This window comes from Pseudomonas paraglycinae (genome assembly GCF_021601625.1).
Taxonomy (GTDB): domain Bacteria; phylum Pseudomonadota; class Gammaproteobacteria; order Pseudomonadales; family Pseudomonadaceae; genus Aquipseudomonas; species Aquipseudomonas paraglycinae.
This window is the reverse complement of the sequence record NZ_BQHR01000006.1, coordinates 150,155-172,307: the sequence shown is the minus strand read 5'-3', so window position 1 is coordinate 172,307 and position 22,153 is coordinate 150,155. Positions and strand designations below refer to the sequence as shown.

Genomic DNA, 22,153 nt, shown 5'->3' with positions numbered 1-22,153 from the left:
TTTGCGGGACGGAACGGCACCTTCGGGTGCCGTTTTTTTTAGCCCTCGATTTCACGTTTCACCGCTCGGCGCACCGCTTTAAGGAGGGCGTTTTCAAAGGCGTTGTGCCCGGCGTGCAGCAGCCGGCAATGGATGTTCATGCGTTGCCTGAGCCAGCGCACGCTGGCCATGCCATGGGTATCGCGGATGCCCTGGATCAGCAGGGTGTTGTCATCGAGGGTCAGGTCTTCATCCTTTGGCGTGAAGCAGTAGTTCTGCAGGTGGTAATGCAGTTCCAGACGAATCGCGAGCACGGCTTCCTGATCGACGAAGCGCTCCAATGTGTCGGGGCAAATCGTCTGCCCTGTGCGACGTAGAACAGCGTTCAACCATTCGATGGCGGCGCGGTTTTGCTGCGATGGACAGCCTTCGCCAAGGATCCGGTAGATGTCCTTCGCGCGATGGCCTGACGACGCTTGAGGCGATTGCGCCAGCCCGTCATTGAGCGCCTGATCGTAGGCCCGGACATTGTCGGCAAACGGCACGAATACCGAGACCAGCGTGGTTTTCAGCAGGTGCTGCGGATAGCGCTGTTGGTACTGGATCGCCAGCCAGCTACCCCATGACACCCCCAGCACGCTGATTTTTTCGAAGCCGAAATGCTGGCGCAGGGCATCGATGTCTTCGACACACTGCCCGGTAGTGTTATCCCGAAGTTCGCCGTAGGGCGTCGAGCGTCCGCAACCTCGTTGATCAAACAGGATGATGTCGAACCGGCCCGTGTCGAAGAACTGCAAATGGTGGCGGCTGATACGCCCGCCGGGACCACCATGGATAAAAAACACCGGTTCGTGTCCCGGAACACCATGCCGTTCCCAATAGAGTTGATGGCCGTCGCCGGTCGGGTAATAACCTCGGCTGTGCAGGGAAAAACTCATGGCGCCGGAACCGTCAGACGATAGAACTGGAACAGCTCGACCTGCCCGGGCCGTGCCGCGACGCTGGATTCAAGTTTCAGGTGGTGGAGGGAGGCGAGCCAGGTGACCGAAATCAACACCGGGGTGTGCCCGAAAACAAGGATCGTGCCGCCGGGCTTGACGCAGCGGATCAGCGATTCGAATGCGGCCTGGGCATCCCGTCGGGTCAAGACTTCGGCGTTGAGGAACCGCAGGACCAAGACATCGCAGCGAATCCCGGAATCGAAAGCTTCACTCGCCTCCAGCACGTCGAATTCGATGGATGTTCCGCTGTGCCAGCGCCTGGCGTGTTCGATCATCGAGGCCGAACGGTCGCTGCCCAGGCACAGACAGTCGGGCAGGGCGCGGGCGAGGTGGGCGATGAACGCGCCGGTCGAACAGGCCGGGTCGTAAATCAGCGCGCCTTTTTCAGTGATGGCCTGGAGCAGCCCGGCGCAGTATTCGCGCAAGTGGTGTTCGTCAGTGTTCAGCCGTTCGGCCAGTGATTCGTTGTATTGCCAGAAGTCTGCCGGGCAGACCGCTTCCCGGCCCGCCTCATCCAGCAGCGGAAAGGGAAACAGGACCTCGCTGTCAGCCTGATGCAAGGCGTGCTCGAAGAAATGCGCTTTGTCTGCGGGGGAGACCGTCCGATAGCCGATCGACAACCCGTCATCACCCCACAATGAGTGGAGGTGCGGGCCAAACAACATGTCGGGTTTAAGCGCGCTGCTAGCCTGCCACTGAAAATGCCGGCCACGTTGCAGGAGCTTGCGGCCGACCCAGAGCTCATCGTTCACCCGCAGGAAAAAAACGTGGTGCAGTCCGCTGCCTCGTGGTTCGAGGTAGTGGCCAACCGTGCCGTTCTCGTTGAGGTAAAGGCGCATCGAACGGGCCAGTGTCAGTTCCCGGGTGCGATCGAGTCGGTTCATACGGCTGGCCTCTCCAGCGTACGGCCTCGGGCTTGCGGAATGACGACGTTGCCGCTGGAGACCACGAAGAAGCGTTCCAGTCCGGGGATCACCACGTTGAGCAGGGTGGTGCCGAGCTCGGTTCGCTGCAGGATGGCGGCCCCCAGCGTACGGCCATGAATCCGCAGGTCTTGAGTCAGCAAGTACAGTTGGTTTTCCACCGACAGGTATTTAGCGGAATCCGGCAGTCTGATTTCGTGTTGAACGCAGCGATGCAGGAGCGTCTGCGGATCGAACTGCGCACAGCGCAGCAGGCGCGGGAAGGGCTGCAGATTGCGCAGCGCGTTGTTCAGCGTCTGTCGGTATTCGGGTTCGGCGGCGCTGAGTTGCAATTGCACCAGTTCAGTGAGCGCCCGCCACGCCGCGTGGCGCGGGTCGAGGGAGCTGCCACTGCCGAATACCTGTGGGTGAGCGCCCGGCTTCGTGGTGAGGGCCAGAAAAGTCCGGGTCGTGAACTCGGTGCTGATATCCACCAGCACGATTTCGCCGTCGATCTCCTGTTCGGCATCGGCCCACAGACGACCGAGTTCGTCGCTTTCAGTGAGACGCGCCACCCGCCGCAGTGGTGGATGATTTTCGTAGTAAAAATGGTTGAGCAAAAACAACGACACGGCGTCGCGCTCGATGCATTCGTTGGCGGCGTGCAGCATCGCTTCGTTGTAAGTGGCGCCAATCGCGGTGCCGCTGTTGCTGGCGTAGCGCTGCACGGCGCGGTAGTCCGCCATATCCGGTGACGAGGGCAAACGTGAACCGTTCGGCGAGGTCAGCGCCACCGGATAGGAAAAACGGTCATGCCACGGCGGACAGACATAGGTCCGGCAGGTGATGCGCACGTTTTGCTGGCAAGTGAGCCTGTGCAGAAGCGAGTCATCGGCAAACACCGGCGTGTCTTTGAAATAGCCTTCCGTCTCGTGGTGAACATCGTAGGTACAGAGCTCATCCGTCCAATAGTGCTCGAGCGCTTCATAGAGCGCGCCCAGGTGCGCCTGATTCGCATAGCCCTTGCCGGAGCCACGGGCATGACGGTTGTCGCTGCCATGCAGACTGGCCTGAACGGCAACCACTTTGCTGCCGAGGGTGCGGGTGTGTGGTGTGAGGCCCAGGCGTGAAAGTTCGGTGTGGATACGCCGTTCTGCCTGAGCGGCCGTGAGCTCACGCTCGGCCAACGTTGTCTTGTCCATGATTCCCTTCCTGGAAAGCCCGCGAGGGCGCAGGGCCCCCGCGGGTTCTGTCACTCGGCGTTGAGTTCCGCCTGTTCTTCCTCGGTCAGTTGCAGCGCTTCGATCTGCTCTGGCGAGGGTGCTTCCTGCTCTTCCAGTTCATCGATAGGGTTTGCGTTCAAGCTGCCCATGTAGCCCATGATGTTGCTCCTTGGTTGTTGTTTGGGAGTGCTGTTGCAAGCACGAACCGAATCTAAAAGGGCGGTGAGGGCGGGGTCAAAAATGTCCGGACGTTTCCAGCCGCGGGTTTCAGCGGTGTCGAAATACGTACTGATAAAACGTGAATTGACGCCGGGCGGATGTGTTTCTGGGGGGCAGCACTGCGTGGCAACGGGCGAACCATGCGAAAGGAGTCAGCGGTTTGAGGCGTTCTGTCGTGTGCCGCTGTCGGACGTTTCAGCGCGGGGACGACGCAAATTCGTACTGAAGGATTTACGGAGATGGATGCAGCACTTGTGCGGTGATTTTTCCCATGAGGTTTGAGAAAACACCGCACAAATCGGCTTGACGGTTCAGTGCCGTTCCCGGTGCATCACAGGAAACACCAGACTGAACACCGTCATCGCCCCCGGACGGCTTTGAACCTGCGCGGAGCCCTGATGCAAGGTCATGATCGAATGCACGATGGCCAGCCCCAGCCCGGTACTGCCCTGTGAACGGGTGCGACTGCTGTCGACCCGGTAAAAACGGTCGAACAGATACGGCAGGTGCTGCGCTTCGATGCCTGTGCCGGGATTGCTCACCCGCAGCGACACCTCGTTCGGCGCCTTTTCGATGAACAGCGAAACGGTCTTGCCGGACGGGCAGTGGCGCAGGGCATTGGACAGCAGATTGGAAATCGCTCGCTGAATCATCAGCCGGTCGCCCGATACCTGAGCGCTGCCGATGACCTTCAGATCGATCTGTTTGTCCTGTGCCGTCAGAGAAAACAGATCGGCCACTTTGAACGCCTCTTCCTCCAGCGCAATCGGCTCGAACGAGGTGTGTGCCGCAGGCTGGCTCGCCTGGGCCAGGAACAGCATGTCCGAAACAATCCGCGCGACCCGCTCCAGCTCTTCGGTGCAGGACACCAGAACGTTGGTGTATTCCTCGACCGAGCGCTCTCGCGACAGCGTCACTTGGGCCTTGCCCATCAGGTTGTTGATCGGCGTGCGCAGTTCGTGGGCCAGGTCATCGGAGAACTGCGACAACTGCTGCACGCCGCTGTCCAGTCGATCGAGCATGACGTTGATGCCCTGCGCCAGTTCGCTGAGTTCCTGGGGCATGTTCAGCACCGACAACCGGTGATCGAGATCCTGCGTCGTCACTCGTGCCGCCACTTTGCGAAACTCCCGAAGCGGGGCCAGCCCTCGCTGCACGGCGCCCCATGCGGTCAGGCCGATGAACACCAGCAGCAACGGCAAGGCCATCAGCGTCGAGCGCAGGTAGGCGCTGAGCAGAGCCTGATCGTGGGCGTTATCCATCGACAGCAGCACCGGTACGTTGCTGCCGTCCTTGAGGCGAATCAGCTTGGAGACGGTGAGAAACTTCGCGCCTTCAGCATCGGCGCTGTCGGTGTGGGTCAACTGATCGGTGGTCGCCCGAACTGCCTTCAGTTCAATCCGTGGATCGGTCAGGCCCGAGCCGGACTTGAGCAGCGGGGTGCGCAGGTTGTTCAGGTCGTAAATGGTCAGGGTCAGGTTGTCATGCCCCATGACCTGATCGAGCAGAATGTGTGGCTTGGCGCTGATCTCACCGGTGTCGGCGTACAGCGTCAAGCTGTGCTCGACCTGTTCCATCTTCTTTTCCAGGCTGTCGCGCGATAGCGCGTTCAGCTCATGGGTCAGGGCGAAATACGCGAGGATGGCCAGGAACACCACCAGCAATGCACCCAGAATGCTGACCGTCAGACCCAGCCGCAGCGACAGGCTGGCCGGCTTCATTCCCGGGCCTCCAGCACATAGCCGACGCCGCGCAGGGTGTGGATCAGTTTGCTGTCGAACGGGTCGTCGATTTTCGCCCGCAGGCGGCGGATCGAAACTTCGACCACGTTGGTGTCGCAGTCGAAATTCATGTCCCACACCAGCGAGATGATCTGGGTGCGGGTCAGCACTTCGCCGGACTGGCGCATCAGCAGGTGCAGCAGGGCGAACTCCTTGGTGGTCAGGTCGATGCGCTGCGTGCCTCGAAACGCCCGGTGACGGCCCGGATCGAGTTCCAGATCGGCGACCTTGAGCACCTGCGGCACCGGGATGTTTTCGCTACGGCGCATCAACGTGCGTACCCGCGCCAGCAGTTCCGGAAACTCGAACGGCTTGACCAGATAATCATCGGCGCCCAGATCCAGACCGCGGATCTTGTCCGCCAGCCGCCCGCGTGCGGTGAGCATCATCACCCGGGTGGAGTGGGTGCGACGCAGTTGTTCCAGCACGCTCCAGCCGTCGAGTTCCGGCAGGTTCACATCGAGAATGATCAGGTCATAAACCTGTTGTTGCGCCAGGTGCAAACCATCCGCGCCATTGACGGCGTGATCAACGATATAACCACTTTCGGTCAGGCCCTGATGCAAGTATTCGGCAGCTTTAAGCTCGTCCTCGACGACAAGGATTCGCATGATGTTTCACCACTTTTAATGAATGGGTATTTAAGTAAGTGAGTCTGGAAGTTGCAGTTTTTGCAGGGGCTTCCTGACGGACTTTGAAACTGAGTGGCGGGCACGGTAAAGGCTGTAGTGGCTACAGAGTCAACGCCTGAGCGCTTTAAATCGGCCGTCCGCGACAGCCTGTCGCAGTGGAATGGCGCATTTTTCACGACTTTCATTTCGGCAAGTGCTGTCCGGCAGATAACTAACGTGCATTTGTTTCTATCTATTGCAATAAAGCCATTCGAACTTCGAATCCTAGAGCAAAACAACTTCGATAAACCGTGGATAACGGATTTGTAATGTTCACGTCACCTTGTCGATAAGTTCAAAACCCTACCGTGGCGCCATCAATGATTCTTGATTGAAGGAAGCCTTCCATTGCCCGGTTTAATTGAACTGACGGCGCGATCACGCCTGAAAAAAACCGCCAGCGGCCTCTTGTTGCTGGCTTGTACCAGCCTTGCTAGCGCGTCGACCCTGACGCTGGATCAGGCGCTGCAAACCGCCTTCGCCGGCAACCCGGATCTCGCCGCCGCGCAGTGGGAAATCGGCATTGCCGAAGGCGACCGCAAGCAGGCCGGGCTGATCCCCAACCCCGAGGTGTCGTGGGAGGCCGAAGACACCCGACGTGAATCGCGCACCACCACGGTGATGCTCAGCCAGCCGATCGAGCTGGGCGGCAAGCGTGGCGCGCGGATTGATGTGGCGAGTCGTGCGCAGGATGCCGCCGGCATTGAACTGGAGCGCAAGCGCAACGCACTGCGCGCCGACGTGCTTCAAGCGTTCAACGGTGCGCAAACCGCGCAGCAACGTTTGCAACTGGCCCGGCAGTCGCTGCAGCTCGCCGAGCACGGTGTGCGTGTGGCGCAGGGGCGGATCGAGGCGGGCAAGTCGTCGCCGGTGGAAGGCACGCGGGCGCAAGTGCAGCTTTCGGAAGTGCGCCTGGAATTGAGCCGCGCCGAGCGCGATCAGGCCAATGCGTACCAGCAGTTGGCACAGGTCATGGGCGCACCGTTGCCGACGTCGACTACGGTGCAGACCGCGACTCAAAGCCTGCCCAGCGCACCGCTGCCCACCCGTTTGCTTGAACGCTTGAATGAGACGGCGGAGCTGCGCCTGGCCAGGTTGCAGATCGACCAGCGCGAGGCGTCGCTGGGGCTGGAAAAGTCCCAGCGGATTCCCGATCTCACCGTCAGCGTCGGCAGCCAATACAGCGAAGCCGAGCGCGAGCGGGTCAACGTGGTGGGGCTGTCGATGCCGATTCCGCTGTTCAACCGCAATCAGGGCAACGTGCTGGCGGCGGCGCGGCGTACCGATCAGGCGCGGGACCTGCGCAACGCCACCGAGCTGCGTTTGCGCACGGAAATCCAGACCACGCTGGCGCAATGGCAGACCGCCAACGGCGAAATCCAGGCATTCGACCGGACCATTCTGCCCGCCGCGCAAAGTGCGGTGGACAGCGCCACTCGCGGTTTCGAAATGGGCAAGTTCGGCTTCCTCGACGTGCTCGACGCCCAGCGCACATTGATCGCCGCTCGCAGCCAATACATCCAGGCGGTGAGCGAGGCGACCGACGCCCGGGTCCGCATCGAACGCATCTTCGGCGACCTCAGCGCCAACCCTTGAATTTCAACTTTCTGATCACTGCGCGATGGTTTGGCGCAGAGGAGTTTCCATGGATAAAAAACTGATTGTGGTCGCTGCGGCGACGTTGGCGCTGGGCATTGGCATCGGCTCGATGTGGAGCGGCAATGCGTCCATCGATGCGCATGCCGACGAAGCGGCGGAACACGCCGATCACGCCGAAGAAGGCGCCGCTGCTGACGGCGAGCATGCCGAAGAAGGGCACATAGAATTGACGGCCGAGCAGATCGCGGCGGCGGGGATTCAACTGGCCGCCGCCCAGACGCATAGCTTCAGCCTCGGCCTGTCGTTCCCCGGTGAAGTGCGTTTTGACGAAGACCGCACCGCGCATGTGGTGCCGCGCGTGCCGGGCGTGGTCGAGTCGGTGTCGGTCAATCTCGGGCAGTCGGTGAAAAAGGGCCAGTTGCTGGCGGTGATCGCCAGTCAGCAGATTTCCGATCAGCGCAGCGAGCAGGCAGCCGCGCAACGCCGCTTGGCCCTGGCCCGCACGACGTTCGAGCGCGAGAAGAAACTGTGGCAGGACAAGATCTCCGCCGAACAGGATTTCCTCCAGGCACGTCAGGCCCTGGAGGAAGCCGAAATTGCCGTGAGCAATGCCCGGCAAAAGATCAGCGTGCTCAGTGGCAGTGTGGTCGCCACCGGTGGCAATCGCTATGAACTGCGGGCGCCGTTCGACGGTGTGGTAGTGGAAAAGCACCTGACGCCGGGCGAGGTGGTCGATGAAACCACGGCGGCGTTCACGCTCTCGGATTTGTCGCGGGTGTGGGTCACCTTCGGCGTGTCACCGAAGGATTTGAACAAGGTGCAAGTGGGCAAACCCGTCACCGTCAGCGCGGCGGAGTTGAACGCCGAAGTCAGCGGCACCGTGGCTTACGTCGGCAGCCTGCTCGGCGAACAGACCCGTACCGCGACCGTGCGCGTCACTTTGGAAAACCCGCAAGGCTCATGGCGCCCGGGCCTGTTTGTCACGGCGCTGGTCGCCACCGACAGCCGCCAGGCCAAAGTCGCCGTACCGGAAACCGCAATCCAGACCGTCGAGGACAAACCCACGGTCTTCGTGCGCACAGAAGACGGCTTCAAGGCCCAAGCGGTGGAGCTGGGCAGTCGCGCGGCGGGTCAGGTGGAAGTCACCGCCGGGCTGGAGCCGGGCGTTCAAGTCGCGAGCGCCGGCAGCTTCGTCCTCAAATCGGAGCTGGGCAAAGCCTCGGCCGAGCACAGTCATTAATCGCGGAAGACTCCCATGTTCGAACGCCTGATCCAGTTTGCCATCGAGCAGCGCATCATCGTGTTGCTCGCCGTTCTGCTCATGGCCGGCCTCGGTATCGCCAGTTATCAGAAACTGCCGATCGACGCCGTGCCCGACATCACCAACGTCCAGGTACAGATCAACACCGGCGCGGCCGGGTTCTCGCCGCTGGAAACCGAGCAGCGCATCACCTTTCCGATTGAAACCGCGATGGCCGGCCTGCCGACGCTGGAGCAGACGCGCTCGCTGTCGCGTTCGGGGTTGTCCCAGGTCACGGTGATCTTCAAGGACGGCACCGATCTGTTCTTTGCCCGGCAATTGGTCAACGAACGATTACAGTCGGCCAAGGAGCAGTTGCCCGAAGGCGTGGAAGCGGTGATGGGGCCGATTTCCACCGGTCTCGGCGAGATCTTTTTATGGACGGTCGAGACCAAGGAGGGCGCGCTGAAGGACGACGGTACGCCCTACACGCCGACCGACTTGCGGGTGATTCAGGACTGGATCATCAAGCCGCAACTGCGCAACGTCCCCGGTGTGGCCGAGATCAACACCATCGGCGGTTTTGCCAAGGAGTACCAGATTGCTCCCGATCCGAAAAAACTCGCGGCCTACAAACTGACCCTCACCGATCTGGTGACGGCCCTGGAGCGCAACAACGCCAACGTCGGCGCCGGGTACATCGAGCGCAGTGGCGAGCAATTGCTGATTCGCGCACCGGGCCAGGTGGCGAGCACCGATGACATCGCCAACATCGTCATGGCCAATGTCGACGGCACGCCGATCCGGATCAAGAACGTCGCCACCGTGGACATCGGTCGCGAACTGCGCAGCGGCGCCGCCACGGAAAATGGCCGTGAAGTGGTGCTCGGCACGGTGTTCATGTTGATCGGTGAAAACAGTCGCACCGTCTCCCAGGCCGTCGCCGCCAAGCTCGAACAGATCAACAAGTCGTTGCCCACCGGCGTGATCGCGGTGCCGGTGTACGACCGCACGCATCTGGTCGACAAGGCCATCGCCACGGTGAAGAAGAACCTCGTCGAAGGCGCGATTCTGGTGATCGCGATTTTGTTTCTGTTTCTCGGCAACATCCGCGCTGCGCTGATCACGGCGATGGTTATTCCGCTGTCGATGCTGTTCACCTTCACCGGCATGTTCAGCAACAAGGTCAGCGCCAACCTGATGAGCCTCGGCGCGCTGGACTTCGGGATCATTGTCGACGGCGCGGTGGTAATCGTTGAAAACACCCTGCGCCGACTGGCCCATGCGCAGCAGCGTCACGGGCGTCTGCTGACGCGATCCGAGCGTTTCCATGAAGTGTTTGCGGCAGCGAAAGAGGCGCGGCGACCGCTGATTTTCGGCCAGTTGATCATTATGGTCGTGTATCTGCCGATCTTCGCTCTGAGCGGCGTCGAGGGAAAAATGTTCCACCCGATGGCGTTCACCGTGGTCATCGCGTTGCTCGGCGCCATGCTCTTGTCCGTGACCTTTGTGCCGGCGGCGATTGCGTTGTTCGTGACCGGCAAGGTCAAGGAAGAAGAGGGCGTGGTGATGCGTGGTGCACGTCGCGTGTATGCACCGGCGCTGGCCTGGGTGATGTCGCATCGTGCTGTTGCCGTGGGTGCGGCGCTGGGCGTGATCGTCCTCAGTGGCGTGGTCACCAGCCGCATGGGCAGCGAGTTTGTGCCGAGTCTCAGCGAAGGCGATTTTGCCTTGCAGGCGTTGCGCGTGCCGGGCACCAGCCTGACGCAATCGGTGGATATGCAGCAGCGGCTGGAAACGTTGATCCTCAATAAAGTGCCGGAAGTCGAGCGCGTGTTCGCCCGCACCGGTACTGCGGAAATCGCCTCTGACCCGATGCCGCCGAACATCTCCGACAGCTACGTGATGCTCAAGCCCAAAGAGCAATGGCCTGACCCGGGCAAGTCCCGCGAAACCCTGATGGCCGAACTGCAACAGGCCGCGGCGACGCTGCCGGGCAGCAACTATGAACTGTCGCAGCCGATCCAGTTGCGCTTTAACGAACTGATCTCCGGCGTGCGCAGCGACGTGGCGGTCAAGGTGTTCGGCGATGACATGGACGTGCTCAACGCCACGGCGGCGAAGATTGCCGCCGCGATGCAGAAGGTCGACGGTGCGTCCGAGGTCAAGGTCGAGCAAACCACCGGTCTGCCGGTGCTGACCATCAACATCGACCGCGACAAGGCTGCGCGTTACGGGCTCAACGTCGGCGATGTGCAGGACACCATTGCGGTGGCCGTCGGCGGGCAGAAGGCCGGGACAATGTATGAAGGTGATCGTCGGTTCGACATGGTGGTGCGCTTGTCCGACGCCATGCGCAAGGACGTCGACGGGTTGTCGGCGCTGCTGATTCCGGTGCCGGCGGCTGGCGGTGAGGCGGCCAGTCAGATCGGTTTCATTGCGCTGAAGGACGTTGCCAGCCTCGATCTGGTGCTGGGGCCGAATCAGGTCAGCCGCGAGAACGGCAAACGCCTGGTGATCGTCAGCGCCAACGTGCGTGGGCGTGACATCGGTTCTTTCGTCGCCGAGGCGGGCGAAGTGATCGAGCGCGACGTGCAGGTGCCGGCGGGTTACTGGACCACCTGGGGCGGTCAGTTCGAGCAACTGCAATCGGCGGCCAAGCGCTTGCAGATCGTGGTGCCGGTGGCGTTGCTGCTGGTGTTCGGGTTGCTGTTCATGATGTTCAACAACCTCAAGGACGGCTTGCTGGTGTTCACCGGGATTCCGTTTGCGCTGACCGGCGGGGTCATGGCGTTGTGGCTTCGGGACATTCCGCTGTCGATCTCGGCGGGCGTCGGGTTTATCGCGCTGTCCGGTGTGGCGGTGCTCAACGGGCTGGTGATGATCGCGTTCATTCGCAACTTGCGGGAGGAAGGCCGGTCGTTGTCCGAAGCGATCCATGAAGGCGCGCTGACGCGATTGCGCCCGGTGTTGATGACGGCGCTGGTGGCGTCTTTAGGCTTCATTCCGATGGCTCTTGCGACCGGCACCGGGGCCGAGGTGCAGCGACCGCTGGCGACGGTGGTGATTGGCGGAATTCTGTCCTCGACCATTCTCACGCTGCTGATCCTGCCAGCGCTGTATCAGCTGGCGCATCGTCGGGACGAGGAAGCGCTTACGGCTGCCTAGTCACTTTTTACCTCAACAACAGGCCCGCCATTGCGGGCCTTTCTACATGACGGATATGTAATTTCGGCGCCACCGTCACGAAAGGTTCGGATTGTTACCTTGATCCCGTCAGTGACTTGAATGAGGAATCAATGATGAAACTTGCACAGATTGGCGCGTTTGCCGTGGCTCTGATGATGTCTTCGCTGGTGTTGGCCGAAGGTGGCGGGGATCGCACCTTCGACCGAATGATGACCGCCAACGAGCGCTCCATGGAGTTGTATGTCGCCAGGGAAAAGGCCCGCGACCCGGTTGTCGTCAATGAGAAGAAACACGACACCACCAAGGACCTTTAAAAACGCCGCGCTGGAACAAGCCTGTCGTCCGAATTCCGATGCCGGGCTTTTTTGGAGGAATTGAACATGAAGTGGATCAAGTGGATGACCTTCGCCGGCGCCATGGCGATGTCTGTGAATGTGCTGGCCGAAGGCGGTGGTGATCGAACCTTCGAGCGAGCGTTCAGCGCCAACGCCAAGGCCATGGAGCAATACGCGGCCGAACGGGGCAAGGCGGCGCCCGTGGTGAAGGATTACGAATACGGAATGAAGCTTGATGTGGTGAAAATCGTCAGCGTTGTGAAGCCCCAGCCCGCTTGCGCCGTCGTCCCCACTGCGATGACCTATGAGGATTCGAACGGGCAGCTCAATACGCTCAAGTACCGCGTGGCGGGTGCTTGCCGGAACAGCGGCAGTTGATGCTGCGCACTTTCACGGTGTGCACCCGGCCATTGTGGTCACGCGCGGAAGACCCTGGCGTCTGCCGCGCTTCTGCGTTTGCGGGCTATTTGACTGGCAATGGCTCAGCAGTCGCGCCGGCAGTTACCGCAGGCGCTTCATGGCTCAGTTTGCGGCGGGCAATCTCTGCTCCACGCTGGCGCAGGGGCGTTTCGATAAAGCGGTAATTGAGCTCGCTCAGCACTACCAGCAGAACCAGAGACGTCGCTAACAGCTCAAGGGTAAAGCGCCCGTCCAGGGGCACGCCCTGACTGGCGGCCACACGGGTCCAGATCTCTGTACTCAGGTGATTGGTGAAGACGTGAATCACGTAGAGTCCATAGGATCGCGAGCCGGCCCACTGCATGAAACCGCGCATGAAGACCGGGCAGTAGATGTAACCCTTCTCGTAACTCGCCAGCCAGACAATCAGCACCGCGACGAGCGCGACCATGCCGACGGCAATCGGCATGGCTATCAGTTGTATGGCGACAGCACCCAACATGTAGAGCAGAAACAGCGTGCAGACCATGGATCTGGTCGAACTCTGCCCCAGCTCACGCGGTTCGATCTGCCGATAGAGGCGGGTTCGGGTAAACAGGCACAGGAGAATTCCCCAGAGCATTGCGTCCAGGCGGAAGTACGTGAGGATGCTCATGGGGTGGCCGAAAGGATTTCGATCCACACCAAACTGCAAGGCAATGAGCGCGAACAGGACGATGACGCGCCAGCGTGGCGACGTTATGAACAGCAGAAAAAACGGAAAGACGAAGTAGAACTGCTCCTCCAGCGCCAGGCTCCAGTATTGGGGGCTGGAACCCAGCAGTGATTGGTAATGAGCGATGTTGCCAGTGAATGTTGCTACGGCAGTGAAACTGCGCAGATTGTCGTACCACGAGCCGAAGGCGTTCGACTGGTTGAACACAATGGAAAACAACAGCGGGAGGAGAATCCAGAGCCACGCAGTGGGCAACAGCCGGTAGGCGCGCCGTAGCCAGAAACAAGCGGCGGCCAGCCCCGGCTGGCCTTGCGCGCGGTGTTTGTCGAAATAGTCCAGATAGGCCTTGCTCACCACGAAACCGGAAATGCAGAAGAACAGATCGACCCCGGTCCAGGGCATGAAGACAGAAAAGATCCTCAGCAGCGTATCGGCGTGAAACGGCAGCATCATGTTGACGTGGCTCAAGAGGGTCATGGCGACGGCCGCGCCTCTCAAGTATTCGATTTCCAGGTTTTTACGCGCGCTCATCGATCCCTCGTTGTTCTTGTTTTTCAGCGCTGGCGAAGATGGCAGGTGACCGCTTGTCCGGTCAAGAAATCGATCTGTTATTTGCGGAACAAAAAAAAGCGCCCCGAAGGACGCCAAAGGATTCACCTCTTACCAAAGGAGCAAGGAGCTTCTAAAGGTGAATGGGCATTGCTCGTGAAACTCAGAGAATCGCCAGCGGGTATTCGACGATCACCCGTACCTCATCCAGGTCCGACTCAAATGCCGTGGCTCTGGTCGTGGCCTGGCGCAGGCGCAGCGACAGGTCTTTCATCGAACCGCTCTGCACCACGTATTTGACTTCGATGTCACGTTCCCAGCGCTTCTGGTCGGTCAGTGGATTGCCGTCGGCATCGCGGCGCATGTACACGGCGTTGGCGTTGGAGTAATCGGCGTCGGTGCCGCGTGCATAACGGGTCATGAACGACAGGCCGGGCACGCCGTAGGGGGTCATGTCGAGGTCGTAGCGCACCATCCACGAACGCTCTTTCGGCGAGTTGAAGTCGCTGTACTGGATCGAGTTGTCGAGGAAGATCGAGTCGGACTGGCGCAGGTAGTCGAAGTCGTCGTTGCCGTTGTTGCGCTGGTGGGAAAGGGCGACGGAATGCGCGCCGAGTTTCACGCCGACGCGGCCGCTCCAGATGTTGTTGTCGAACTCGCCGAGCAATTGTTTGCCCTCGTCGACCGCCTTGTAGTAATTCAGGCCGCCGAACAGCGACAGGTCATCCGACAGCGGATATGTCCAGGCGGTGCCGGCGTAGTACTGGTTCCAGGCATCTTTGAGGCGGCTGGAGTAAAGGCTGAAACTCAGGTTTTTGTTCAGCGCATAATCGCCGCCGCCGTAAGCGATCCACGGCGAATTGACCGGGCCGGCATAGAAGGTCGCGAAGTTTTCGCGCAGGTCGCTGGACACCGGTTGGCTCATCGCATGCAGCCAGCCGCCCTGGATCGACAGACCTTCGATGCTGGTGTTGGTCGCCGTCACACCGCGAAAGCTTTCCGGCAGCAATCGTGAATCGCCTGCCGCGACCACCGGGTTGGCCGGGAACACATCACCGACTTTCACCACCGTATCGAAGGCCCGCACTTTGGCGGCGCCGCCGACCTTGGTGTATTCGTCCCGTGCTTCACCGTCGCTGTTGACCGGCAACACATCGAACGAACTGCGGCCACCGTTGCGGCCGTCGCCGGTGTCGAGCTTCAGGCCGATCATCGCAAATGCATCCACCCCGACCCCGACGGTGCCCTGGGTGAAACCGGATTCGAACTTGCCGATGATGCCGTGGGCCCAGGCTTCGGAGTATCCATTGCCGGTAGGGCTGGACTGACCGTTGCGGTGATCACGGTTGAAGTAAAGGTTACGGTTGAGCACCGTCAGGCTGCTGCCTTCGATAAACCCTTCGGGTTTTTCTTCTGCAAACACCGTGGACGGCCCGGCGCCGACGACCACTGCCAGAGCGGCCATCGATATTTTTGTGTTGTTAACCATCAATCACTCCTTGGGTTCGGCAGAACGGGAACGAGCTTCGGCGTGGGTTTTATTGTTCGACGGACAAGGGGCCCGCCGGCATGGTCGCCGGGTGACATCGTTGCAGGCTGCAGATAACGGGGAGGTGATTGGGGAATTACAATTTTGTCAGGTGAGGCGGGCGAAACTCACACACAGGGTGGGTCTGATCGTTCCATGTATGCAAATGTTCGTTTCTACCGTTCGAAGCTATCCAGCACGTCTTCTGGCAGAGAGGTATCGATGTCATTGGGAAGTGTGAGTTGGCCCTTCATGGTTCCGATCCGTTGGGCGCGCGTTTTTTTCAAGGTGACTTTGTCTTTGCGTTCTTCGGCTAACGCCTTTAGGCCGTCCATCAACTCTGAAAAAATATCTCGCTTCATGGTTTCTGGATCTCCACTTGATGGGTGACTTTCGAATTTAACGGCATAGGCCAACTGCGTGATGTCAGCCGTTGCTCATCGTTTTGAAGGCAAATTCCTAAAAAGGGGAGGGCGTTGAAAATCAAAATCCCACAAAAACAAAAACGGCACCCGAAGGTGCCGTTTCTGTTTCTAGCCAACTATCGCTGAGCGATCAGCCCGCCAGGCCCGATTGCTGAACCAGGGTCAGCAGCGGTTGTGGGTAGACGCCGAGGAAGAACGCAACCACAGCGATCGCCAGCAGCATCACGCCGCCTGCTTTCTGTTCCCAGTGCAGTTGGGCGTCGTGGCGGCGCAGGTTCGGTTCGATCAGGTACAGGGTGACCATCACGCGCAGGTAGTAGAACACGCCGATGGCGCTGCCCAGTACCAAGGAACCTACCAGCCACCATTGGTGCGACTCGACACCGGTAGCGATGATGTAGAACTTGCCGATGAAGCCAGCGGTCAGCGGGATACCGGCCAGGGACAGCATCATCACGGTCAGTACGGCGGTCAGGTACGGACGGCGCCAGAACAGGCCGCGGTATTCGTACAGCGCGTCTGCGTCACGGCCGTTGTACGGCGAGGACATCAGGGTGATCACGCCGAAGGCGCCGAGGCTGGTGATCACGTAGGTGACCAGGTACACGCCGATGGCTTCCACCGCCAGACCCTTGCTCGCCACCAGTGCGATCAGCAGGTAGCCGAAGTGCGCGATGGAGGAGTAACCGAGCAGACGCTTGAGGTTGCTCTGGGTCAGGGCCAGCAGGTTACCGAACAGGATCGAAGCGATGGCGATGATGGTCAGCACGTTGCTCAGTACGCCACTGCTTGCGGCAGGGGAGATTTGGAACAGACGAACCATGACCGCGAACACAGCCACTTTCGACGCGGTGGCGAGGAACGCGGCCACCGGTGCCGGAGCACCTTCGTACACGTCCGGCGTCCACAAGTGGAACGGTACCAGCGACAGCTTGAACGCCAGACCGATCAGCATCATGCCCAGGCCCAGTTGTGCCAGCGAGCTTGGCAAGCCGGTCGCGGCCAGGGCCTGACCGATACCGACGAAGCTCAGCGAACCCGAGTCTGCGTACAGCAGCGCCATACCGAACAGCAGGAACGCGGAACCGGCGGCCGACAGCACCATGTACTTGATGCCGGCTTCCAGCGAACGCTTGTTGAAGAAGGCGTAGGCCACCAGACCGTAGACCGGCACCGACAGCAGTTCCAGACCGATGAACAAGCCGGCCAGGTGCTGCGCGCTGACCAGAACCAAGCCACCGGCGGCGGCCATCAGGATCAGCAGGTACAGTTCTTCACGGTTGCCCGGGTAACCCGAACCGCCATCGCCGAGGTAGGCGTGGGCGAGGGTGACGCAAGCGAGGGTGGCGACCAGGATCAGCGCCATGTACAGGCAGGCAAAGGTGTCGATCTGCAGCAATGGGGTCACGGCCAGAGGCGCGACTTTCAGGGCCGGCAGGATCGACAGCAAGGCCAGGTTCAGACCTGCCACCGAAATCAGGAAGGTCTGCGAGTGGTTGCGGCGCCAGGCGATTGCCAGCATCACCACGATAATGGTGAGGCTGGTGATCAACAGTGGCGCAAGCGCAATAAAGTGTTGAATCGTGAATTCCATAGCGCTCTTACCGGGCCGAAGCGAGTTGAGTGAAGGCGGTGCCGAGCCACTGCTGCACGCCATGCATCGTGGCGGCAGAAGTGTCGAGGAACGGTTGCGGGTAGACGCCGAGGTAAATCAGCAGTACCGCAAGGCCCAGCACCATGATCAGTTCGCGACCGTCCATGCCGTGCAGGATCGAATCCGATTTGGACGGACCGAAGTAAGCGCGGTGGATCATGATCAGCGAGTAGACCGAACCGAACACCAGACCGGAGGTGGCAATCGCGGTGATCCATGGAGCACTGGCGAACGTACCGATCAGGATCAGGAACTCGCCGACGAAGTTACCGGTACCCGGCAGACCCAGAGAGGCGGCTGCGAAGAACAGGCTGATCGCCGGCAGGTAAGCGATACGCGACCACAGACCGCCCATCTCACGCATGTCACGAGTATGCAGACGCTCGTACAGCTGACCGCTGAGGATAAACAGTGCCGCCGCCGACAGACCGTGCGCCAGCATCTGGATCACGGCACCTTGCAGCGCCAGTTGGCTGCCGGAGTAGATGCCGATCAGTACGAAGCCCATGTGGGAAACGGACGAGAAGGCGATCAGACGCTTGATGTCGGTTTGCGCGAAAGCGAGGAACGCACCGTAGAAGATCCCGATCAGACCGAGGGTCATGGCGATCGGCGCGAATTCGGCCGAGGCGTTCGGGAACAGCGGCAGGGCGAAACGCAGCAGACCGTAGGCCGCGGTTTTCAGCAAGATACCGGCGAGGTCGACGGAACCTGCAGTCGGCGCCTGGGCGTGAGCGTCAGGCAGCCAGGAGTGAAACGGAACCACTGGCAGCTTGACCGCGAAGGCGATGAAGAAGCCGAGCATCAGAATGTACTCGGTGGTCATCGACATCTTGGTCTTCAACAGATCGGCGTAGTTGAAGGTGATCACGCCGGTGCTGTTGTAGTTGACCAGGACCAGACCGAGGATCGCCACCAGCATGATCAGGCCGGAAGCCTGAGTGAAGATGAAGAACTTGGTCGCGGCGTAGATACGGGTTTTCTTGCCGTCCGAAGAACTGTGACCCCAGAGCGCGATGAGGAAGTACATCGGCACCAGCATCATTTCCCAGAAGAAGAAGAACATGAACAGGTCGAGGGCCAGGAACACGCCGACAACGCCGCCCAGGATCCACATCAGGTTCAGGTGGAAGAAGCCAACGTGACGTTGAATCTCTTTCCACGAGCAGAGTACCGACAGGATACCCAGCAGACCGGTCAGCAGGATCATCAGCAGCGACAGGCCGTCGAGGGCCAGGTGCACGTTGATGCCGAAGCGCTGGATCCAGACGTGCTTGAACTCAAGCGCCCAGGTCGGATCGGCGCCAGGCGCCGGAGCAAATGAATAGTCACCGTGGGCCCACAGCCAGAGGCCGAGGGCGAGTTCCAGGGTCATGGTCAACAGCGCAATCCAGCGGGGGAGGGTGGCGCCGAAGCGCTCACCCAGCCAGCACAGCAGGCCGCCGATGAAGGGGATCAGGATTAGCCAAGGCAGAATCATGACGGGCTCGTTTCCTTTCGCAAATTCGCAAGGTTCATATCAGACCGCTACCAGCACGACAGCGCCGATGACCAACACGGCACCAGCAGCCATCGAAGCAGCGTACCAACGCAGTTGACCGGTTTCGGTACGGCTCAGGGCGGTGTGACCACCCTTGGCCATGCGCGGGATCAGACCGATGGTCTGGTCGAGCGGGTCTTTGCGCAGCATGTGGCTGATCGCAAGGTACGGCTTCACGAACAGTTTGTCGTAGATCCAGTCGAAGCCCCAGGCAGCGAACCACCAGGCCGAAAGGAGACGGCCGATGCCGCTGTTGGCAATCGCGGTCACGAAGCGACGCTTGCCGAGGAACAGCAGGGCCGCCAGCAGGATACCGGCCAGGGCGATGGCGCCCGAAGCGATTTCCAGACTGTGCTTGGCTTCGCCACCGGCATGGCCAACGCTCTCGGGCAGTACGCCGTGCAGCGGTGGAACGATCATGGCGCCGACGAAGGTCGACAGCACGATCAGCACCGACAGCGGCAGCCAGTGAGCGATGCCGTGACCGGCGTGGGCTTCGGTCTTGGCTTCACCATGGAACGCGATGAAGATCAGGCGGAAGGTGTACAGCGACGTCATGAATGCGCCGACCAGACCTGCGTAAAGCAGACCGTGGTTGCCGCTGGCGAACGCTTCCCAGAGGATTTCGTCCTTGGAGTAGAAACCTGCAGTCACCAGTGGCAGGGCGGCCAGAGCGGCACCACCGACGATGAAGCTGGCGTAGGCCAGCGGCAGTTTCTTCCACAGGCCGCCCATCTTGAAGATGTTCTGCTCGTGGTGGCAGGCAACGATCACCGCACCGGAAGCAAGGAACAGCAGAGCCTTGAAGAAGGCGTGGGTCATCAGGTGGAAGATCGCGCCTTCCCAGGCGCCAACGCCCAGCGCCAGGAACATGTAGCCGATCTGGCTCATGGTCGAGTAGGCGAGGATACGTTTGATGTCGGTTTGCACCAGTGCTGCAAAACCGGCCAGAACCAGGGTCACACCACCGACGATTCCCACGAGATGCAGGATGTCCGGCGCCAAGGCGAACAGACCGTGGGTACGGGCGATCAGGTAGACACCGGCAGTCACCATGGTTGCGGCGTGGATCAGTGCCGAAACCGGGGTAGGGCCGGCCATCGCGTCCGCAAGCCAGGTCTGCAGCGGCAGTTGAGCCGATTTACCGACCGCACCGCCCAGGAGCATCAGGGTCGCCAGCACGATCCAGAAATCGCCGACCTTGAAGTGCTCAGGCGCCTTCACCAGCAGTTCCTGGACGTTCAGCGTGCCCAGTTGCTGGAACAGGATGAACAGGCCGATCGCCATGAACACGTCGCCGATACGGGTGACGATGAAGGCTTTGAGTGCGGCGTTACCGTTGTTGCGGTTGCTGTAGTAGAAGCCGATCAACAGGTACGAGCACAGGCCCACGCCTTCCCAACCGAAGTAGATGAACAGCAGGTTATCGCCCAGGATCAGGAACAGCATGCTGGCGATAAACAGGTTGGTGTACGAGAAGAAGCGCGAGTAACCGTCTTCGCCACGCATGTACCACGATGCAAACAGGTGGATCAGGAAGCCGACACCAACGACCACACCGAGCATGGTCACGGACAGACCATCCAGGTACAGCGCGAAGTCAGGCTGGAAACCTTCCACCGACATCCAGCGCCACAGCACCTGGGTGTAGACGCCACCTTCCGGTGGCGCGACGTTGAATTGCCAGATCACGTAGGCCGCGACGATGGCAGACAGGCCGATGGAGCCGACACCGATCAGCGCCGACAGGTTTTCCGAGAAGCGGCCGCGCGAGAACGACAGCAACAGGAACCCGATCAGAGGGAATACGAAAGTCAGAAAGAGTAGGTTCATCCGCGCATCTCACTGGCAGCGTCGATATCGAGCGTGTGGAAGCGGCGATACAGTTGCAGCAGGATCGCCAGGCCAATACTGGCTTCGGCGGCTGCAAGGCTGATCACCAGGATGAACATGATCTGTCCATCCGGTTGCGCCCAGCGGGCGCCCGCAACGATGAAGGCCAGTGCAGAGGCGTTCATCATCACTTCCAGACTCATCAACACGAACAAAATGTTGCGGCGGACCATCAGGCCGACCAGACCAAGGCAGAACAGGATGCCGGCGACGGCCAATCCATGTTCGAGAGGGATAGCAGGCATGTCTTACTCCTTCGCCTCGTTACGGCCCAAATGGAACGCCGTGACGGCTGCAGCGAGCAGCAGCATCGAGGCGAGTTCGACCACCAGCAGATACGGACCGAACAGGCTGATGCCCACGGCTTTTGCATCGACGGTGGTGTGGCCGATGGCCTGACCGCTCTGGTGAGCGAACAGCACATACAGCAGTTCGGCCAGCAGCAGGGCGGCGAGAATCACCGGCCCCGCCCAGATCCCGGGCTTGAGCCAGGTGCGTTCCTGCTGAACCGAGGCCGGGCCCAGGTTCAGCATCATCACCACGAACACGAACAGCACCATGATGGCGCCAGCGTAGGCGATCACTTCCAGCACGCCGGCGAACGGAGCGCCGAGTGCGAAGAAGGTCATGGCCACGGCGATCAACGAAATGATCAGGTAGAGCAGGGCGTGCACAGGATTGGTGTTGGTGACCACACGCAATGTGGACACAACAGCGATACCCGATGCGAAATAGAAAGCGAATTCCATCGTTCTTCCTTAAGGCAGCAAGCTCTTCACGTTGATCGGCTCGGCTTCGTTTTGTGCGGCGCCTTTCGGCTTGCCCGCAACGGCCATACCTGCAACACGATAGAAGTTGTAATCAGGGTTTTTGCCGGGGCCGGAGATCAGCAGATCTTCTTTCTCGTACACCAGGTCCTGACGTTTGAACTCGGCCATCTCGAAATCCGGGGTCAGCTGGATCGCGGTGGTCGGGCAGGCTTCCTCGCAGAGACCGCAGAAAATGCAGCGCGAGAAGTTGATACGGAAGAAGTCCGGGTACCAGCGACCGTCTTCGGTTTCAGCTTTCTGCAGCGAGATGCAACCCACCGGGCAAGCCACGGCGCACAGGTTGCAGGCTACGCAGCGTTCTTCGCCATCGGGGTCACGGGTCAGGACGATGCGACCACGGTAGCGTGGTGGCAGGTAGACCGGCTCTTCCGGGTATTGCAGGGTGTCGCGCTTGCGAAAGCCATGGCCGAAGACCATGACCAGGCTGCGCAACTGGGTACCGGTACCCTTAACGATGTCGCCAATATATTTGAACATGGGT

General features: G+C 60.5%; 20 protein-coding genes. 5 read left to right on the top strand and 15 right to left on the bottom strand.

The genetic code is table 11. The annotated features are described in order from the left end of the window. Window positions 1–38 precede the first annotated feature (38 nt). The 6 genes from L6D82_RS11215 to L6D82_RS11195 all read right to left on the bottom strand — a co-directional run bounded on the left by L6D82_RS11215 (window position 39) and on the right by L6D82_RS11195 (window position 5,716). On the bottom strand, window positions 39–917 hold the full coding sequence (locus L6D82_RS11215; protein ID WP_102717010.1) for an alpha/beta fold hydrolase: 879 nt from the start codon (window positions 915–917) through the stop codon (window positions 39–41). Beyond that, window positions 914–1,864 (bottom strand): class I SAM-dependent methyltransferase, encoded by a 951-nt coding sequence (locus L6D82_RS11210; protein WP_236189047.1) that lies wholly within the window; start codon window positions 1,862–1,864, stop codon window positions 914–916. Before L6D82_RS11210 ends, L6D82_RS11215 begins: the two co-directional genes overlap by 4 nt. After that, window positions 1,861–3,084: a YcaO-like family protein gene (locus L6D82_RS11205; protein WP_085745968.1), complete on the bottom strand. Its 1,224-nt coding sequence runs from the start codon at window positions 3,082–3,084 to the stop codon at window positions 1,861–1,863. Before L6D82_RS11205 ends, L6D82_RS11210 begins: the two co-directional genes overlap by 4 nt. Window positions 3,085–3,134: 50 nt before the next feature. Beyond that, window positions 3,135–3,263: a hypothetical protein gene (locus L6D82_RS28545; protein WP_007951477.1), complete on the bottom strand. Its 129-nt coding sequence runs from the start codon at window positions 3,261–3,263 to the stop codon at window positions 3,135–3,137. 372 nt (window positions 3,264–3,635) lie between these two features. Beyond that, on the bottom strand, window positions 3,636–5,045 hold the full coding sequence (locus tag L6D82_RS11200; RefSeq protein ID WP_085745969.1) for a heavy metal sensor histidine kinase: 1,410 nt from the start codon (window positions 5,043–5,045) through the stop codon (window positions 3,636–3,638). Further along, window positions 5,042–5,716, bottom strand: coding sequence for a heavy metal response regulator transcription factor (locus L6D82_RS11195; RefSeq protein WP_007951475.1), 675 nt, complete (start codon window positions 5,714–5,716; stop codon window positions 5,042–5,044). Before L6D82_RS11195 ends, L6D82_RS11200 begins: the two co-directional genes overlap by 4 nt. Before the next feature lie 408 nt (window positions 5,717–6,124). Between L6D82_RS11195 and L6D82_RS11190 the strand changes: the two genes are divergently transcribed. The 5 genes from L6D82_RS11190 to L6D82_RS11170 all read left to right on the top strand — a co-directional run bounded on the left by L6D82_RS11190 (window position 6,125) and on the right by L6D82_RS11170 (window position 12,517). Beyond that, entirely contained in the window at window positions 6,125–7,372 is a 1,248-nt protein-coding gene (locus tag L6D82_RS11190; RefSeq protein WP_236189045.1) for a TolC family protein, read from the top strand. Window positions 7,373–7,421: 49 nt separating this feature from the next. Beyond that, complete coding sequence (locus L6D82_RS11185) at window positions 7,422–8,615, top strand: efflux RND transporter periplasmic adaptor subunit (protein ID WP_236189044.1); 1,194 nt, start codon at window positions 7,422–7,424, stop codon at window positions 8,613–8,615. A gap of 15 nt (window positions 8,616–8,630) precedes the next feature. After that, window positions 8,631–11,783 carry a CusA/CzcA family heavy metal efflux RND transporter gene (locus L6D82_RS11180; protein ID WP_236189043.1) on the top strand — a complete coding sequence of 1,051 codons (3,153 nt, stop codon included), beginning with the start codon at window positions 8,631–8,633 and terminating at the stop codon, window positions 11,781–11,783. Between the two features lie 134 nt (window positions 11,784–11,917). Further along, window positions 11,918–12,118 (top strand): co-regulatory protein PtrA N-terminal domain-containing protein, encoded by a 201-nt coding sequence (locus tag L6D82_RS11175; RefSeq protein ID WP_236189039.1) that lies wholly within the window; start codon window positions 11,918–11,920, stop codon window positions 12,116–12,118. A gap of 66 nt (window positions 12,119–12,184) precedes the next feature. Next, complete coding sequence (locus L6D82_RS11170; protein WP_085745975.1) at window positions 12,185–12,517, top strand: DUF2790 domain-containing protein; 333 nt, start codon at window positions 12,185–12,187, stop codon at window positions 12,515–12,517. 85 nt (window positions 12,518–12,602) lie between these two features. On the opposite strand, the gene L6D82_RS11165 is transcribed toward L6D82_RS11170, so the two are convergent. From L6D82_RS11165 to nuoI, 9 genes are all read right to left on the bottom strand, one after another. Continuing rightward, on the bottom strand, window positions 12,603–13,784 hold the full coding sequence (locus L6D82_RS11165; protein WP_236189038.1) for an acyltransferase family protein: 1,182 nt from the start codon (window positions 13,782–13,784) through the stop codon (window positions 12,603–12,605). Window positions 13,785–13,965: 181 nt separating this feature from the next. Beyond that, window positions 13,966–15,291: an OprD family porin gene (locus tag L6D82_RS11160; protein ID WP_236189032.1), complete on the bottom strand. Its 1,326-nt coding sequence runs from the start codon at window positions 15,289–15,291 to the stop codon at window positions 13,966–13,968. Between the two features lie 215 nt (window positions 15,292–15,506). Continuing rightward, window positions 15,507–15,692, bottom strand: coding sequence for a hypothetical protein (locus L6D82_RS11155; RefSeq protein ID WP_102687963.1), 186 nt, complete (start codon window positions 15,690–15,692; stop codon window positions 15,507–15,509). Between the two features lie 193 nt (window positions 15,693–15,885). Beyond that, window positions 15,886–17,349: an NADH-quinone oxidoreductase subunit NuoN gene (nuoN, locus tag L6D82_RS11150; protein ID WP_011334964.1), complete on the bottom strand. Its 1,464-nt coding sequence runs from the start codon at window positions 17,347–17,349 to the stop codon at window positions 15,886–15,888. A 7-nt stretch (window positions 17,350–17,356) separates the two neighbouring features. Further along, complete coding sequence (gene nuoM / locus L6D82_RS11145) at window positions 17,357–18,889, bottom strand: NADH-quinone oxidoreductase subunit M (RefSeq protein ID WP_011334963.1); 1,533 nt, start codon at window positions 18,887–18,889, stop codon at window positions 17,357–17,359. Window positions 18,890–18,928: 39 nt separating this feature from the next. Continuing rightward, window positions 18,929–20,782 (bottom strand): NADH-quinone oxidoreductase subunit L, encoded by a 1,854-nt coding sequence (gene nuoL, locus L6D82_RS11140; protein ID WP_085612666.1) that lies wholly within the window; start codon window positions 20,780–20,782, stop codon window positions 18,929–18,931. Next, complete coding sequence (gene nuoK, locus L6D82_RS11135) at window positions 20,779–21,087, bottom strand: NADH-quinone oxidoreductase subunit NuoK (RefSeq protein ID WP_003180046.1); 309 nt, start codon at window positions 21,085–21,087, stop codon at window positions 20,779–20,781. Before nuoK ends, nuoL begins: the two co-directional genes overlap by 4 nt. Window positions 21,088–21,090: 3 nt before the next feature. Continuing rightward, window positions 21,091–21,591, bottom strand: a complete 501-nt coding sequence (gene nuoJ, locus L6D82_RS11130; protein ID WP_007951462.1) for an NADH-quinone oxidoreductase subunit J — start codon at window positions 21,589–21,591, stop codon at window positions 21,091–21,093. Between the two features lie 9 nt (window positions 21,592–21,600). Then, the gene (nuoI, locus tag L6D82_RS11125; RefSeq protein WP_007951461.1) at window positions 21,601–22,149 is read right to left on the bottom strand and encodes an NADH-quinone oxidoreductase subunit NuoI; all 549 of its coding nucleotides are present in this window, start codon (window positions 22,147–22,149) and stop codon (window positions 21,601–21,603) included. Window positions 22,150–22,153 lie beyond the last annotated feature (4 nt).

Bases quoted from the DNA above. Each gene is read 5' to 3' on its own strand.
- L6D82_RS11215 (WP_102717010.1), bottom strand. From the start codon at position 917: ATGAGTTTTTCCCTGCACAGCCGAGGTTATTACCCGACCGGCGACGGC.
- L6D82_RS11210 (WP_236189047.1), bottom strand. From the start codon at position 1,864: ATGAACCGACTCGATCGCACCCGGGAACTGACACTGGCCCGTTCGATG.
- L6D82_RS11205 (WP_085745968.1), bottom strand. From the start codon at position 3,084: ATGGACAAGACAACGTTGGCCGAGCGTGAGCTCACGGCCGCTCAGGCA.
- L6D82_RS28545 (WP_007951477.1), bottom strand. From the start codon at position 3,263: ATGGGCTACATGGGCAGCTTGAACGCAAACCCTATCGATGAACTGGAA.
- L6D82_RS11200 (WP_085745969.1), bottom strand. From the start codon at position 5,045: ATGAAGCCGGCCAGCCTGTCGCTGCGGCTGGGTCTGACGGTCAGCATT.
- L6D82_RS11195 (WP_007951475.1), bottom strand. From the start codon at position 5,716: ATGCGAATCCTTGTCGTCGAGGACGAGCTTAAAGCTGCCGAATACTTG.
- L6D82_RS11185 (WP_236189044.1), top strand. From the start codon at position 7,422: ATGGATAAAAAACTGATTGTGGTCGCTGCGGCGACGTTGGCGCTGGGC.
- L6D82_RS11180 (WP_236189043.1), top strand. From the start codon at position 8,631: ATGTTCGAACGCCTGATCCAGTTTGCCATCGAGCAGCGCATCATCGTG.
- L6D82_RS11175 (WP_236189039.1), top strand. From the start codon at position 11,918: ATGAAACTTGCACAGATTGGCGCGTTTGCCGTGGCTCTGATGATGTCT.
- L6D82_RS11170 (WP_085745975.1), top strand. From the start codon at position 12,185: ATGAAGTGGATCAAGTGGATGACCTTCGCCGGCGCCATGGCGATGTCT.
- L6D82_RS11165 (WP_236189038.1), bottom strand. From the start codon at position 13,784: ATGAGCGCGCGTAAAAACCTGGAAATCGAATACTTGAGAGGCGCGGCC.
- L6D82_RS11160 (WP_236189032.1), bottom strand. From the start codon at position 15,291: ATGGTTAACAACACAAAAATATCGATGGCCGCTCTGGCAGTGGTCGTC.
- L6D82_RS11155 (WP_102687963.1), bottom strand. From the start codon at position 15,692: ATGAAGCGAGATATTTTTTCAGAGTTGATGGACGGCCTAAAGGCGTTA.
- nuoN (WP_011334964.1), bottom strand. From the start codon at position 17,349: ATGGAATTCACGATTCAACACTTTATTGCGCTTGCGCCACTGTTGATC.
- nuoM (WP_011334963.1), bottom strand. From the start codon at position 18,889: ATGATTCTGCCTTGGCTAATCCTGATCCCCTTCATCGGCGGCCTGCTG.
- nuoL (WP_085612666.1), bottom strand. From the start codon at position 20,782: ATGAACCTACTCTTTCTGACTTTCGTATTCCCTCTGATCGGGTTCCTG.
- nuoK (WP_003180046.1), bottom strand. From the start codon at position 21,087: ATGCCTGCTATCCCTCTCGAACATGGATTGGCCGTCGCCGGCATCCTG.
- nuoJ (WP_007951462.1), bottom strand. From the start codon at position 21,591: ATGGAATTCGCTTTCTATTTCGCATCGGGTATCGCTGTTGTGTCCACA.
- nuoI (WP_007951461.1), bottom strand. From the start codon at position 22,149: ATGTTCAAATATATTGGCGACATCGTTAAGGGTACCGGTACCCAGTTG.